A 13,035-nucleotide genomic window follows, 5' to 3' on the forward strand; every position below is an offset into this window, starting at 1 on the left:
ACCGACCTCATCGAGGGTTGCCTCGCCGAAACCGGCCTCTCGCTCAACACGACAACTGAACGGAAAGGTCAGTAACAAGCCGCAACTGCGACGCCCAATTCAAACAGGCAGGCGATCTGCCTGAGACGCAGGCGATCAGATCGCCTGAGACAGAGGCCAGATCAACAGAGCTAGGACACTGGTGCAACATGCGAAGGAAGTGGCACAGACTGTCCTGTGATAGTGAAGAGGGATGGCTTGCCAACGAAGTTGGACCAACGGGGCTCGGGCCGGCCTCCTGACCCAGGGGGTTTCCGCTTCGAATCCCGCCTGGGTGCAGTTCCTTCTGAGGGAAGGCCCCTGAGCAGGGTTTTTGCCCATCGACAAGCCGTCTGGCGTGGTCGAAGATCTGCTTGTGACTGATGACGATCTCGTCCGGGCCGTGCGCGGGCGGGTGGCCGATCGAGAGCTGCCAGAACCGGCCTCCGAGGGCGATGTGTGGGCGGTGGAGCGGATGGTGGGGCAGCCGATGCCCCTGCTCTTGCGGCGGCTCTATCTCGAAGTGGCCAATGGTGGCTTCGGGGCGTGGGACGTGGTGTCTTTGACGGATACCGGCGACTGGTTCAGCGACTGCGCGGATATCGGGGAGGCGTACCGCGACTTCGCCGAGCCCGAGCACCCTCTTCCGCCGGGGATCGTTCCGCTCATGGACCGGGGTTGTGCGATGTGGGCGGAAGGCCGTCGGCTCGTCGACGTCAGCGCCCAACAGCAGGTGCGCGGCTTCCGAGGGGCTCATCCCCTGCTGCTGGAGCGTTTGGGCGTGCCGTAGTGGCCCTTGAGTGTGGAATCGGCGACCGCTGTGCGGATGACATGCTCGCGTGTCTCCTGCGCGCTGACCCTGTCGCTGCGGATGACAACCTCAGCCTTGCGCTAGGAAACCGATCGGTTTACGATGTTGGAAACCGGTCGGTTTCTCAATGAATCCAAGGGCTGGTCCGTGGTCACGTCCCCTTCGGGCGGGCCCTACCCGAATCACCGTCTGCAGCAGTTCACACAAAGGGAAGCCAGCGAGATGCCGAGCACAGAGCCACGTCCCACGATTCACATCCCGGGAACCACCAGCCACACCATCGCCCCGCGCGCAGGACACGGCAGCGACGAGGGGACCCTGCGTTACCTCAGAGCGGGCACCGGCGCTCCCGTGGTCCTGCTGCACACCGTGCGCACCCAGGCCGAGCACTTCCGCTCCCTCATCCCGCTGATCGCGGACCAGTACACCGTGTACGCCCTCGACTTGCCGGGGATGGGCTACTCCGAGATCGTGCCCGGTGCGTCGTACGACGAGCCGGCCATGCGTGGGGGCGTCAAGCGGCTCCTGACCGAACTCGACCTCCACGACGTGACCCTGGTCGGGGAGTCCATGGGGGCGGTGCTCGCCCTGACCACCGCGGCCGACCTGCCCGAGCGGGTCCGGCGCGTCGTCGCGGTGAACGCGTACGACTTCCGCGGCGGTATCGCCCGGTCCAGTCTGCTCGCCCGTGTGGTGGTCAGCGGTGTCCTCGCTCCGGGGGTGGGCGCGGTGGTCGCCGGGGTGGAGCCCAAGCCCGTCGTCCGCAGGATCCTGGAGGGCGGCGTGGTCGACAAAACCGCGCTGTGGGAGGACTACGTCGACGAACTCCTCCAGGTGGGCCGCCGCCCCGGCTACCCGACCGTCGCCCGGGCCGTGTACCAGAGCATGCCCAGCCTCATCGCCGCCCGCTCGCGCTACCCCGAGGTCAAGGCACCCGTCCACCTCGTCTACGGCGAGAAGGACTGGTCGCGGCCCTCGGACCGGCAAGCCGACAAGGAGCTGCTGCCGGCCGCCGATTTCACGCAGGTGCCGGGAGCAGGCCACTTCATCGCCTTGGAACGGCCCGACCTGCTGGCCGACCTGCTGAACGCGGTGGCGTGACCGCCCCGAAAGCGCTGTAGTCACCCTCGTTCGGGTGTAGTGCGGGTCGGGGACCACGCTCGACCATGTGTCTGACAGCGTCTTGGCATGCAAAGGAGCAGCGCGTGGCGGAGATACGGATCGAGTTCGATGTTCCGGCGGAGATGCGTGACGGCACGGTGCTGCGCGCGGATGTCTACCGGCCCGGAGGTACGGGGCCGTGGCCGGCGTTGCTGGCCCGGCTGCCGTATGGCAAGCAAACCCCGATGATGGGCGTCGTACTCGATCCGCTGGCCGCGGCCAGGCGTGGCTTCATGGTGGTCATCCAAGACACCCGGGGTCGGTTCGCCTCCGAGGGCGAGTGGGAGCCGTGGACGTACGAGGGGAGCGACGGCTACGACACCGTGCGGTGGGCCGCCGCGCTGCCCGGCTCGAACGGTTCCGTCGGCATGATCGGCGGCAGCTACTTCGGCAACACCCAGTGGATGGCGGCGCTGTCGAAGCCGCCGGAGCTGAAGGCCATCGCGCCGATGATCACCTGGTCCGATCCGGAGGACGGTCTGTGGACGCGCGGCGGCGCGATCGAGCTCGGCATCACCGCGCCCTGGACCCTGCTGCAGGGCGCCGACACGCTGATGCGCCGTCACCGCACCGACCTCGACGGACTCGTGAGCGGCGTCACCGGACTCGTACGGGATCTGGACGGTCTGGCGCGCGGCGGTTACGGGGAGCTGCCCGCCGGGCGGTTTCCCGCGTTCGCCCGGCACGATCTGCCCGAGCTGGGCTACGAGCGTTCCCGGCGGGAGCCCGAGTGGGCGCGGTCCTGTACTGTCGCGGGCCGCCACGACGAGGTCGACCTGCCCACCTTCCAACTCGGCGGCTGGTACGACATCTTCACCCAGGGCACGCTCGACAACTTCATCGCCATGCGCCGCGCCGGCCGGTCCGCCACGTTGATCATGGGCCCGTGGACCCACACCAACTGGCAGCACGTGGTCGGTGACGTCAACTTCGGATTCGCTGCGCACTCCGAGTTCATGGGCATGCGGGGACGCGTGCACGACCTGCAGTTCGACTGGTTCGCGCGCACGCTCGGCGAGGGGGCGGCGCTGGAGCCGGACACGGGCACGGTGTTGCTGTTCGTGATGGGGACCAACCAGTGGCGCGAGGAGACGGAATGGCCCCTGTCGCGGGCCGTGGACACCGACTTCCACCTGCGCGCCGACGGACGCCTGACCCCCGAGCCGACGTCCGTCGCCGAGCAGGCCGATCAGTTCACCTACGACCCGATGGATCCGGTGCCCACCACCGGCGGCGCGCTCCTGATGACCGACGACTTCCGTCCCGGACCGCTGGACCAGGCTGCCGTGGAAGCGCGCGAGGACGTCCTGGTCTTCACCAGCGAACCACTTGCCGAGGACCTGGAAGTGACCGGCCGGGTCCGGGCGGTGCTCTTCGCCGCCACCGACGGCCCCTCGACCGACTGGGTGGCCCGCCTGTGCGACGTCGACGAGAACGGCGTCTCGCTCAATGTGACCGACGGCATCGTGAGGGTGCGCGCGGCGACGCCGGGCGAGGCAGCCGAGCACGTCGTGGACCTGTGGTCCACCAGCATCGTCTTCAAGGCGGGCCACCGCATACGGGTCCAGATCACCTCCAGCAACTTCCCCCGCTGGGACCGCAACCTCAACACGGGCGAACCCGAAGAGAGCGCGACCACGGCCCGAACCGCCCGCCAGCAGGTCTTCCACGACCCCGCCCGACCGTCCCGCATCGTCCTGCCCGTGGTGCCTCCGGCCTGACCGGGAGCGAGGGGAGAGCCGGCCGATCCGTTGCTCCGGCGGGCAAGGGCGCCGAAGCAGCCATGTCGGCTCGGTCGAAGGGGGCAGGCATCATGCGGCGGAGGCGATGACCTCCACCAGTCCTCGGTCAGCAGACCGACCACGTTCTGCCCGATCGGCCTGCGATGACGCGGCCGGATACGGAGGTGGCGGCCATCTGGTCGAGTACGGCACCGGGGGCCTGGCCAAGGGGGTACGAGTGGCCCGCCTGCTCCGGGGACGTCCGGCGTGCCGCGAAGGTCACGATCGGCGACCATCTGCCAGTCGTCGGCGATCTGGTCGATCAGGGAGTCCAATTCCCGGCGGTGGCTCCGGGGTCGGGGGAGCGTGTGGTTCCAGTTGCCGTGGAAGCTGTCGCGGGCCAGCGCAAGAACGGCGACCTGCAAGGGGGCAGGGTTCTGCCCGGTGAGGTAGCGGCGATTGTCCGGCTCGGCTCGTACTCGCAGCGGCCTTGGTCGTGGCGCTGCCGGGTCTCCAGCGGGGTGGGGGAGTCCCAGGTCGGGTGCTTCCGCAGCTACCGGCGGTTGTGGCAGGTCTCGATGACGCGTTGCCCAATGCGGGGATTGTCAATTGATCACCCTCCGTATGGTCATCCAGAGGGACGATCTTGCTGGTCAGGGGTGGTCCGGATGGATTGAAGCGGTCCCTTTTCGAGCTGAGGGTGACGGCGATGTCGACGGGGCGACTCGTGGCTGTCCCGTCGGGCGAACGCCCTACGGCATCGTGTGGTCGATCGGCGCCATCCGCTCGATCGACAGCCGGGTCAGCCGCATGGCCTCGATGAGTTCCTCGGTCCTCGCGGGGTTGAGCCGGTCGATGGGGATCGAGCAGCTGATCGCGTCGATCGGGGGGGGGTGGTGAACCGGAGTGAGAATCCGTAGCAGACGACGCCGACGAAGTTCTCCTCGTTGTCGGTGGCGTATCCGCGCTCGGCGGTGGCCCGCAGGTCCTTGATCAGAGCGTCGTGGTCGGTGTGGGTGTTCGGTGTGAGGGGCTTCAGCATGTCGGGGACATGGTCGGCCAGGTGGGTGTCCCGTGGGCAGCGGCCGCCGGCACGCGACTACGAACACCAGCCCCGCACCTCCGAGTCGCGGGTGTACCGGACGGTGATCGCGGTGATACCGCGTCGGCTGACCAAAGCGACCGCGCCGCCCTGGCACACCGCATGAGGGGTGATCAGCTCACCCTCGGCGCGGTGCCGGCACGGCTGGAGGAACGGGAGCGGGAGATCACCGCGCAGGCCGGCGTGGCCAAGGAGCGGATCGCGGAGCTTTCCGCGCAGCTGGAGGAGTTCCACCGCACCGCCGAAGAGATCCGGATCACCCGCAAGCCGCTTGCCGCGGGAGCCACATCCGATTCCTTTGGTGTGCGGGAAGGAGGACCGGAGAGGTCCGGCTCGGTCACGCGGCCTGTCCGCCCTGCGCCCGGATCGACAGGTCGCCCCAGTCGGCCCAGGTCTTGAGCCGGTCGGCGTAGACCTGGGGGAGCATGTGGTTGCCCTGGGTGCCGAAGAAGACGCGCAGCGGCGGGTTGTCGGAGTCGACGATCTCCAGCAGCGCCTCGCTTGCGGCGGTGGGGTCGCCGAAGTCGAGGCCCTGGACGAACGCGTCGAGTTGTTCGCGAACGCCGTCGTAGGCGGGGTGGGCGGAGACGTGAACGGCTGAAGGACCGCCCCAGTCGGTGGCATAGGCGCCGGGCTCGACCAGTGTCACCTTGATGCCGAGGCCGGAGACCTCCTGGGCGAGCGATTCGGTCAGGCCCTCCAGGCCCCACTTGGAGGCGTGGTAGCCGCCGAGCAGCGGCCAGGCCGCCACACCGCCGGTGGAGGAGATCTGCACGACGTGGCCGGAGCCCTGCTCCCGCAGGTGGGGCAGCGCCGCCTGGGTGACCCACAGAGCGCCGAAGAGGTTGGTTTCCAGTTGGTCGCGCAGCTGCCGTTCGGGCAGTTCCTCCACGGCGCCGAACAGGCCGTAGCCCGCGTTGTTGACGATCACGTCGAGGCGGCCGAAGTGTGCGTGGGCCCGCTCGACACTCGCGAAGACCGCGGCCCTGTCGGTCACGTCCAGCTTCAGGGGCAGGATTGCCTCCCTGTGGGCCGTGACGAGGTCGGTCAGCGTGGTGGTGTCGCGTGCGGTGGCGGCCACTTTGTCGCCGCGGGACAGGGCGGCTTCGACGAAGCGGCGGCCGAAGCCGCGGGAGGCGCCGGTGACGAACCAGACCTTGCTCATGGGGTATTTCCTCTGCGGATTCACTGTCTCGTGGTGTTCGGTCAGTTGGAGAACGCGGCGGTCAGCGGAGCCACCTGGTCCAGGAAGCGGTGTACGGCCTCGGCGTCGGCCGGGGGCGCGTAGAGCACCGCCCGGTTCACGCCGATGTCCCGCAGCTCCGCCAGGTGCGCGGGCTCCGGCTCGGCCCCGAAGACGGTCACCGGCACGTCATCGGCGCGTCCGGCCGCACGTCCCGCGGCACGCAACTTCGCGATGCGCTCGGCCAGTTCGGCCACGGGCATGCCGGCGTGCGGCATCCACTCGTCGCCGAAGTCGAGCACCCGGCTCGCCACGAGGGGCCCGGAACCGCCCACCAGAACCGGCGGCCCGGACGGCCGGTGGGGCTTGGGCCAGGACCACAGGGGTCCGAAGCGCACGTGCTCGCCGTGGAACTCGGCGACGTCGTCCTCCCAGATCCGGCGCATCGCCTTCACCCGCTCGGCCATGACACTCCAGCGGCGCCCCGGATCGGTGCCGTGGTGGGCGATCTCCTCGCTGATCCATCCGGCGCCCACCCCGAACAGCACACGTCCGCCCGACAGGGCGTCCAGGCTGGCCACCGCTTTGGCGGTGACGATCGGGTCGCGCTGGGGCACCAGGCAGATGCCGGTGCCCACCCGCAGGGACCGGGTGGCGGCCGCGGCATAGGTGAGAGCGACGAACAGATCGTGGGTGCGGGAGAAGTGCGCGGGCAGCTCCCCCACCTCGGCGCGCGTGCGCTCGGTGGCCGGCATGTGGGTGTGCTCGGGAAGGAACAGCGACTCGAAGCCGCGGTCCTCGACCGCACGCGCGAGTTCGTCGGGGCGGACGGCGAAGTCCGCGGGGAACATGGCAATGCCTAGTTTCATGTTTTCCGTCCTCGGTAGCAGGCGGCGCGCGCTCTTCCGCAGGTCGCGCGGGGCCGTCCTGCGCCGTCTTCGTCGGCAACTCTAGGTATCGGCACCGAGAGCATCCATGACGGATGCCCTCAATAATTTGCCTCAGAGTCTCACTCGCCGATCCTCTGCATCATTCCGGCGTTAGGGTGTGGGGCATGGACGTGCTCGCCGACGTACTCGCCGCCACCGGCTTCAGGGGCGTGCTGCTCGCCCAGCTGCGGTCGTCCGGATCCGGCTGGGGCTGTGCCGTGGACCGGCTCGGCACCGCGGGGTTCCATGTCATCGCCGAGGGCGTCTGCTGGCTGCGGACCGGCGAGGCGCCACCGGTGCAGCTGGTGTCCGGGGACGTGGTGCTGTTGCCGCGCGGCACGCCGCACCGGCTGCTGGGGGCCCCCGACGAAGAGGCCCTCCCGTACGCGGAGTTGGAGGCCGCTCACCCGCCGGACGGGGAGGGCGTGGTCGACATCGGCGGGGCCGGGCCCGTCGTGCGGGTGGTGTGCGGCAAGTTCCACTACGCCGGCAATACCGACGGGCATCCGCTGCTGTCGGCGCTGCCGGAGGTCATCCATGTGCCCGGCATGAGCGCCGACCCCCACTTGCAGGACGTCGTCCGGATCCTCGCCACCGAGACGGCGGGCGGGCAGCCCGGCTCCCGGGCAGTGGCCACCCGTCTGACCGAGGTGCTCTTCGTGCTCGCGATCCGCGCCTGGATCGAACGGGCCGATACCGCCACCGAGCAGGGACCGTCCTGGCTGACCGCCCTGCGCGACCCGCGCATCGGGACCGCCCTGTCACTGATGCACGAAGAGCCGCACCGCGACTGGACGGTGGAGAGCCTGGCCCGCACCGTCACGATGTCCCGCCCGGCCTTCGCCCGCCAGTTCAAGGAGGTGGTGGGCCACACCCCACTGGCCTACCTCGCGCGCGTGCGGATCGACCGGGCCGCCCGCCTGCTGCGCGACACCGACAATCCGGTCGGCGACATCGCGCAAGCCGTCGGATACCGCTCCGAGTTCGCCTTCTCGCGGGCGTTCTCCCGGGAACAGGGCATCGCGCCCGGCCGCTACCGTCGTACGGCCTCAGTGCCTTCCTGATCAGCCGCTTGCCGAAGCTTCGCCTCCGTCGGCAGGGTGCGGCGGTACGGCGCGGTTGTTGAGGTCCACCGAGAGGAAGATGTCGTTCGCGACGGGGTTGCGGATCTCCTCGGCGAGCTGGCCGATGAGTCCGGCCGTGCGGGCGAGCAGGGCGAAGGCACGCAGCAGTTCCAGCGGGAGGCCGAGGTCGGCGAGCGCGGCGCCGCAGACGCCGGCGCCGTTCAACGGCAGTGTTCTGCCCAGAACTTGAGGGTGGATTCGGCCGATGGCCGCGAAGAGCGACAGGTGCGGACCGACCAGCTCTTCCTCGGCGGCGATGTGGAACAGCCTCGGTGTGCGGGGGTCGCCCTCTTTGTGAACGTGGTGCCCGAGACCGGGGATCACTCTGCCCTCCGCTCGTGCCGAGCGCACGGAGGCGAGGGCCAGTTCGTCCCAGCCTGCCTCGTCGGTCGGGAGGCCACCCCGCGCTGTCGACAGGGCGTCGTGGAGGAACCTGCCGCAGTCCTCGGTCACGCCGAGGAAGCGTGAGCCGCCGCCCAGGAGCCCGGCGGCGAGGGCGCCCTGGACCGAGTCGGGCGCCGACAGGTACGTCAGCCTGGTCGTGATCGCGGTCGGGGTGAAGCCGTGGTCGGCCAGGGCGGCGAGCACGGCCTCGAACACCCGTGTCTCCCCGGGGGTGGGTCGGCGCTGTGTGGCGAGCCAGAACGCCAGCTCGCCGAAGCCCACCTCGCCCATCACATCGGCCGCGAGGTCCTGGCCGAGCAGGGTGATCTTGTCCAGGGAGGACGCGCCGAGCGCGGTCGGGTACTCAGGCATCGTCGTCCTCCAGCAAGTCCTGCAGCCACTTGCGCAGTTCGGCCCCGTGCTCGTCCAGCTCGGGCGGGGGCAGGCGGTAGGCGGCGGGCGTTTCGGAGAAGCGGATCGGGTGCCGTGTCGTGGGTACGGCCCGGTCTCCCTCGCCGACCTCGACGACCGGGTCGAGTCCGAAGCGTTCGGCCATCGCGAATCCGCCGTCGATGGTGTTGATCGGTCCGCAGGGGACCCCGGCGTCGACGAGCAGCTCGAACCACTCCAGGGCGGTCCTCGTCTTGAGCCGTTCGAGCAGGAGGGGCCGGAGTTCCTCCCGTCGCTCGGTACGGTCGGCGTTGTGCCGGAAGCGGGGATCGTCGGCGGTCTCGGGGATCCCGAGTACTTCGCACAGCTTGCGGAACTGCCCGTCGTTGGCCGCGGTGACGATCAGGTCCTGGTCGGCCGTCGGCAGCGGTTCGTAGGGGAAGACGCTGGGGTGCGCGTTGCCCATCCGGTAGGGCACGGTGTCGCCGGCGACGTAGGAGGAACTGTGGTTGACCAGCCCGGTCAGTGCCGACGAGAGCAGGTTCACCTCGACGAGCTGGCCCCGGCCGGTGACGTCGCGGTGGCGCAGCGCGGCGAGGATACCGATGGTGGCGTGGTTGCCCGCCATCACGTCGAAAACCGAGATCCCCGCCCGGTACGGCGGCCCGTCCGGATCACCGGTGAGGCTCATCAGCCCGGAGATCGCCTGCACCATCAGGTCGTAGCCGGGTACGTTTCGGCCGGGTCCGGCTCCGAAACCGCTGATCGACGCGTAGACCACGCCCGGGTTTTGGGTGCTCACCGAGGCGTGGTCGAGGCCGTACCGGGCCAGTCCGCCCGGCTTGAAGTTCTCGATCACCACGTCCGCGCGCCGAGCGAGCTCCCTGGCCAGCCGCGCGTCCGCCTCGTCGCGGAAGTCGAGCGCGAGCGACCGCTTCCCGCGGTTGATCCCGAGGTAGTAGGTCGACACGCCGTCGCGCACCGGCGGCGTCCACGTGCGGGTGTCGTCCCCCTGGGGGCCTTCGACCTTCACCACGTCGGCCCCGAGATCGGCGAGCAGCATCGTCGCGTACGGACCGGCGAGGATGCGGGAGAAGTCCGCCACGAGCAGCCCGTCGAGCGGTCCGCGTGAGCCGCCTGAACCGCTGCTCATGGGCTACGCCCCCTCGTTCTGCACGGCGACGCCGTCGCCGCGGTACTCGCTGTAGGTGTAGGGGTTGGAGATCACCTCGGTTGTCGGGATCTGCGGCTCCACGGCCTGACGCCACGCGTCCTCGCCCATGGTGGTCCGCGCGTAGTCCACGGTCGCGGCGACGGCGGTGCGGGCCTGCTCCAGGTCAACGCCGACCAGTTCGTGCGCGTACTTCACCACGGTTCCGTTGACCAGCACGGTGTGCACGTCGGCGCGGGTGGCCTGGTAGACCACGTGCCCGTAGGGGTGCAGGATCGGGTACATCGCCGGGCTGCGGTCGTTCTTGAGCAGGACGAGGTCGGCCTTCTTGCCCGGCGTCAGCGAGCCGATGGTGTCGCTGAGGCCGAGCACCCTGGCGCCGCCGATCGTGGCCCACTCCACGACGTCCCGGGCCCGCAGGCTGTGGTGCACCACCGTCTCCCCGGCCGCGTGGGCCGCCATGTGCTCCCGCGTCCGGTCGGCCGACAGCGTGGCGCGCATCGCCGAGAACAGATCGGCGCTGAACCACACACTGGTGTCCATCGACAGTGACACGGGGATGCCGTGGCGCCGCAGCCGCCAGGTGGGAGGGTAGCCCTGGCCAGCGTTGTGCTCGCTCTCCGCCGACACCGAGACCGTGCCGCCCGAGGCGGCGATCCGGTGGTACGAGTCCTCGCTGAGCGTCGCCGCGTGGACATAGGTGACGTCGGGCGTCATGAACCCGTGGTCCCACATCAGACGTATGCCGTTGTCGTTCGTCGCGCCCCAGACGCCCGCGTGGGTGGTGACCGGCAGCCCGAGCTCGCGTGCCGCCTCGAACGCCGCCTTCTCGGGGAAGGTCTCGTCACCGGTGACGTCGAAGGCGAGCTGCAGGCCCAGCATGTCGTCCCGCCCGGAGAAGTGGCGGTCGACGAAGGACCGGAATTCCTTCGAGCGGGCCCACTCCCAGGGGGCGCCGAGCAGGTTGCCGTAGGCCAGCACGAAGCGGCCCGGCACCGCGCGCAGCGATTCGACGGCCGCGTCCCCGTGCTCGGGCGTCTGCAGTCCGTGCGACCAGTCCACCGTGGTGGTCACACCCGCGTCGAGCGCCTCGATGCCGGACAGCAGGTTGCCGGCGTGGATGTCCTCGGGGCGGAAGATCTTGCCCCAGTTGAGGTAGTAGAAGACGAAGTACTGCGAGAGGGTCCAGTCGGCTCCGAGGCCACGCAGCGCGGTCTGCCACATGTGCCGGTGGGTGTCGACCATGCCGGGCATGAGGATGCCGCCGGCGCAGTCCACCACCACGGCGTCGTCGGGTGCCTGAAGGTCCCTTCCGACCTGTTCGATCCGTTCACCGCGGACCAGCACGTCGCCGCGGTCGAGCAGGCCGATCGCGGGGTCCATGGACAGGACGGTCGCGTCGCGGAACAGGACGGGGCGTCCGGGGGTGAAGTCTTCCCGGCGTGGTTGTTCGGTTGTCATGGGGTCACCTCGTTGTGGAGTCTGTGGTCCGGGCCCGCAGAACACGGGAGCGGGCGGTCAGGGGTACGGCCGCAGTGGCCAGGCCGAGGGCCAGGGCCGCGCATCCCCATGCGTAGCCGTCGAGTTCCGTCAGCCCGAGGGCGTGGTCGAGTGACCAGGCGCCGGGGCCGGTGAAGGCGAGGACCGCGGCCACCGCGCCGTAGGAGAAGGGCACTTCGCAGCCGCCCTTCTGCGCCCAGAAGCCGTTCGGCGCGGTCGCCGCCGCCGCGACCGCCATGGTGCCGACGATCACCGCGCAGCCGCCGGGCGTCAGCAGGCCGGCCGCGACCGAGGCCGCTCCGGCGAGTTCGGCCGCCCCGGCGACGAGCACCATCCGCCGCCCGGGCACGAAGCCCCACCGGTCGAAGACGGCGGCGGTCCCGGCGCGCCCCGCGCCGCCGAACCAGCCGAACAGTTTCTGGGTGCCGTGGCCGAACAGCAGCGCGGCGAGCAGCAGTCGCAGCAGGAGCAGCCCGAGACTCACGGCCGAGTCTCGCTCGTTGACCGGGGCTGGAGCACGAAATCGAACTCGGCGCGCAGGTACGGCTCGTCGATGGTGCCGCCGTCGGGGGAGGAGCCGGCCGGTTCCTCGGTGAAGCGCACGATCAGCTCGTCCTTGGTGCCGAACACGACATCGGTGTCGAGGAATTCGGAACCCTGCCGGAACAGGTGGGTGATGAGCTTCTCGTGGCCGGGGTGGTCGATCAGGAAGTGGATGTGCGCGGGACGGAAGTGACTGATGTCGGTCCTGCTGATCAGGTCACCGACCGGACCGTCCATCGGGATCGCGTAGCCGCGTGGCGCGATGGTGCGCACGCAGTACGTGCCGTCCGCTCGCGTCCGGTACAGCGCGCGCAGCCGGGCCTCGTCGATCTCCGGCAGCTGCGCCTCGTAGGCGCCGTCGGCGTCGGCCTGCCACACGTCCAGGACGACGTCGGGCAGAGGTGTGCCGTCGAGGTCGAGGACCCGACCCGTGATGAACACCGGCGTGCCCGGGATGCCGTCCGACATGGCGGCTCCGAAACCGGCCGTCGGAGAGCCGTCGATGTGGAACGGACCGAGCACCGTCGCCGGAGTGGCGTCCGCCGAGAAGTGGTGGTTCAGCTGGACGACGAGCGTGCTGAGACCCAGGACGTCGGAGGCGAGGATGAACTCCTGGCGCTTGTCGTCACTGATCCGGCCGGTCGCCGTGAGCCATTCGACGGCCGCCGCCCACTCCTCCTCCGTCAGCCGGACCTCGCGGGCGTACGCGTGGAGGTGCCGCACCAACGCTGTCATCAGCTCGGCGAGCCGGGGCGAGTGCGCGGTGGCCCACCGCTTCACCGCCAGGTCGCTGAGGTTGTCCTCCGTCACGAAGGCCAATGGAATCCTCCTCGATTCGTTCCGGCCTCGACCGCTGTACGGACATGAGTCCGTACAGCGGACACATTGGCGCATGGTTGACTCGTAAATCAAGCCCTTGGGTGGCTGCGTCGGAGCCAGGCTTGGGTTGGCTCAATCGGACTGCTGTCCGCACCCGGGAAATGCGTGGCCCGTCACCG

At 69.7% G+C, this 13,035-nt stretch carries 13 protein-coding genes; 4 read left to right on the forward strand and 9 right to left on the reverse strand.

The features are described 5' to 3' along the window. The first annotated feature begins 352 nt into the window (after nt 1-352). The 3 genes from AC5P09_RS42660 to AC5P09_RS42670 all read left to right on the forward strand — a co-directional run bounded on the left by AC5P09_RS42660 (nt 353) and on the right by AC5P09_RS42670 (nt 3,711). The gene (locus AC5P09_RS42660) at nt 353-808 is read left to right on the forward strand and encodes an SMI1/KNR4 family protein (RefSeq protein ID WP_493879079.1); all 456 of its coding nucleotides are present in this window, start codon (nt 353-355) and stop codon (nt 806-808) included. A 243-nt stretch (nt 809-1,051) separates the two neighbouring features. After that, nucleotides 1,052-1,930 (forward strand): alpha/beta fold hydrolase, encoded by an 879-nt coding sequence (locus AC5P09_RS42665; protein WP_493879080.1) that lies wholly within the window; start codon nt 1,052-1,054, stop codon nt 1,928-1,930. Between the two features lie 104 nt (nt 1,931-2,034). Further along, complete coding sequence (locus tag AC5P09_RS42670; protein WP_493879081.1) at nt 2,035-3,711, forward strand: CocE/NonD family hydrolase; 1,677 nt, start codon at nt 2,035-2,037, stop codon at nt 3,709-3,711. Nucleotides 3,712-4,513: 802 nt separating this feature from the next. Here the strand turns inward: AC5P09_RS42670 and AC5P09_RS42675 are convergent. From AC5P09_RS42675 to AC5P09_RS42690, 4 genes are all read right to left on the reverse strand, one after another. Next, nucleotides 4,514-4,753 carry an IclR family transcriptional regulator domain-containing protein gene (locus AC5P09_RS42675; protein ID WP_493879082.1) on the reverse strand — a complete coding sequence of 80 codons (240 nt, stop codon included), beginning with the start codon at nt 4,751-4,753 and terminating at the stop codon, nt 4,514-4,516. Nucleotides 4,754-4,810: 57 nt separating this feature from the next. After that, on the reverse strand, nt 4,811-5,047 hold the full coding sequence (locus AC5P09_RS42680) for a hypothetical protein (RefSeq protein ID WP_493879083.1): 237 nt from the start codon (nt 5,045-5,047) through the stop codon (nt 4,811-4,813). Between the two features lie 103 nt (nt 5,048-5,150). Beyond that, nucleotides 5,151-5,978: an SDR family NAD(P)-dependent oxidoreductase gene (locus AC5P09_RS42685; RefSeq protein ID WP_493879084.1), complete on the reverse strand. Its 828-nt coding sequence runs from the start codon at nt 5,976-5,978 to the stop codon at nt 5,151-5,153. Between the two features lie 41 nt (nt 5,979-6,019). Beyond that, nucleotides 6,020-6,865: an LLM class F420-dependent oxidoreductase gene (locus tag AC5P09_RS42690; protein ID WP_493879085.1), complete on the reverse strand. Its 846-nt coding sequence runs from the start codon at nt 6,863-6,865 to the stop codon at nt 6,020-6,022. A gap of 185 nt (nt 6,866-7,050) precedes the next feature. On the opposite strand from AC5P09_RS42690, the gene AC5P09_RS42695 reads away from it, so the two are divergent. Further along, nucleotides 7,051-7,989: a cupin domain-containing protein gene (locus AC5P09_RS42695; protein WP_493879086.1), complete on the forward strand. Its 939-nt coding sequence runs from the start codon at nt 7,051-7,053 to the stop codon at nt 7,987-7,989. Here the strand turns inward: AC5P09_RS42695 and AC5P09_RS42700 are convergent, their stop codons facing one another. From AC5P09_RS42700 to AC5P09_RS42720, 5 genes are read right to left on the reverse strand one after another with little or no spacing between them, the layout of a single operon-like run. Then, nucleotides 7,990-8,805: a citryl-CoA lyase gene (locus AC5P09_RS42700; protein WP_392778202.1), complete on the reverse strand. Its 816-nt coding sequence runs from the start codon at nt 8,803-8,805 to the stop codon at nt 7,990-7,992. Continuing rightward, on the reverse strand, nt 8,798-9,976 hold the full coding sequence (locus AC5P09_RS42705) for a CaiB/BaiF CoA transferase family protein (protein ID WP_493879087.1): 1,179 nt from the start codon (nt 9,974-9,976) through the stop codon (nt 8,798-8,800). Before AC5P09_RS42705 ends, AC5P09_RS42700 begins: the two co-directional genes overlap by 8 nt. A gap of 3 nt (nt 9,977-9,979) precedes the next feature. Next, entirely contained in the window at nt 9,980-11,455 is a 1,476-nt protein-coding gene (locus tag AC5P09_RS42710; protein ID WP_493879088.1) for an amidohydrolase family protein, read from the reverse strand. A gap of 4 nt (nt 11,456-11,459) precedes the next feature. Further along, nucleotides 11,460-11,978, reverse strand: a complete 519-nt coding sequence (locus AC5P09_RS42715; protein WP_493879089.1) for a DoxX family protein — start codon at nt 11,976-11,978, stop codon at nt 11,460-11,462. Further along, nucleotides 11,975-12,847 (reverse strand): dioxygenase family protein, encoded by an 873-nt coding sequence (locus AC5P09_RS42720; protein WP_493879102.1) that lies wholly within the window; start codon nt 12,845-12,847, stop codon nt 11,975-11,977. The genes AC5P09_RS42715 and AC5P09_RS42720 overlap by 4 nt, the downstream gene beginning before the upstream one ends. Nucleotides 12,848-13,035 lie beyond the last annotated feature (188 nt).

The organism is Streptomyces sp. a15, from assembly GCF_059026085.1.

What these genes read in the sequence shown, in the direction of transcription:
- AC5P09_RS42695 (WP_493879086.1), top strand. Translation starts at nt 7,051, where the DNA reads ATGGACGTGCTCGCCGACGTACTCGCCGCCACCGGCTTCAGGGGCGTG.
- AC5P09_RS42705 (WP_493879087.1), bottom strand. Translation starts at nt 9,976, where the DNA reads ATGAGCAGCGGTTCAGGCGGCTCACGCGGACCGCTCGACGGGCTGCTC.
- AC5P09_RS42690 (WP_493879085.1), bottom strand. Translation starts at nt 6,865, where the DNA reads ATGAAACTAGGCATTGCCATGTTCCCCGCGGACTTCGCCGTCCGCCCC.
- AC5P09_RS42685 (WP_493879084.1), bottom strand. Translation starts at nt 5,978, where the DNA reads ATGAGCAAGGTCTGGTTCGTCACCGGCGCCTCCCGCGGCTTCGGCCGC.
- AC5P09_RS42710 (WP_493879088.1), bottom strand. Translation starts at nt 11,455, where the DNA reads ATGACAACCGAACAACCACGCCGGGAAGACTTCACCCCCGGACGCCCC.
- AC5P09_RS42665 (WP_493879080.1), top strand. Translation starts at nt 1,052, where the DNA reads ATGCCGAGCACAGAGCCACGTCCCACGATTCACATCCCGGGAACCACC.
- AC5P09_RS42675 (WP_493879082.1), bottom strand. Translation starts at nt 4,753, where the DNA reads ATGCTGAAGCCCCTCACACCGAACACCCACACCGACCACGACGCTCTG.
- AC5P09_RS42700 (WP_392778202.1), bottom strand. Translation starts at nt 8,805, where the DNA reads ATGCCTGAGTACCCGACCGCGCTCGGCGCGTCCTCCCTGGACAAGATC.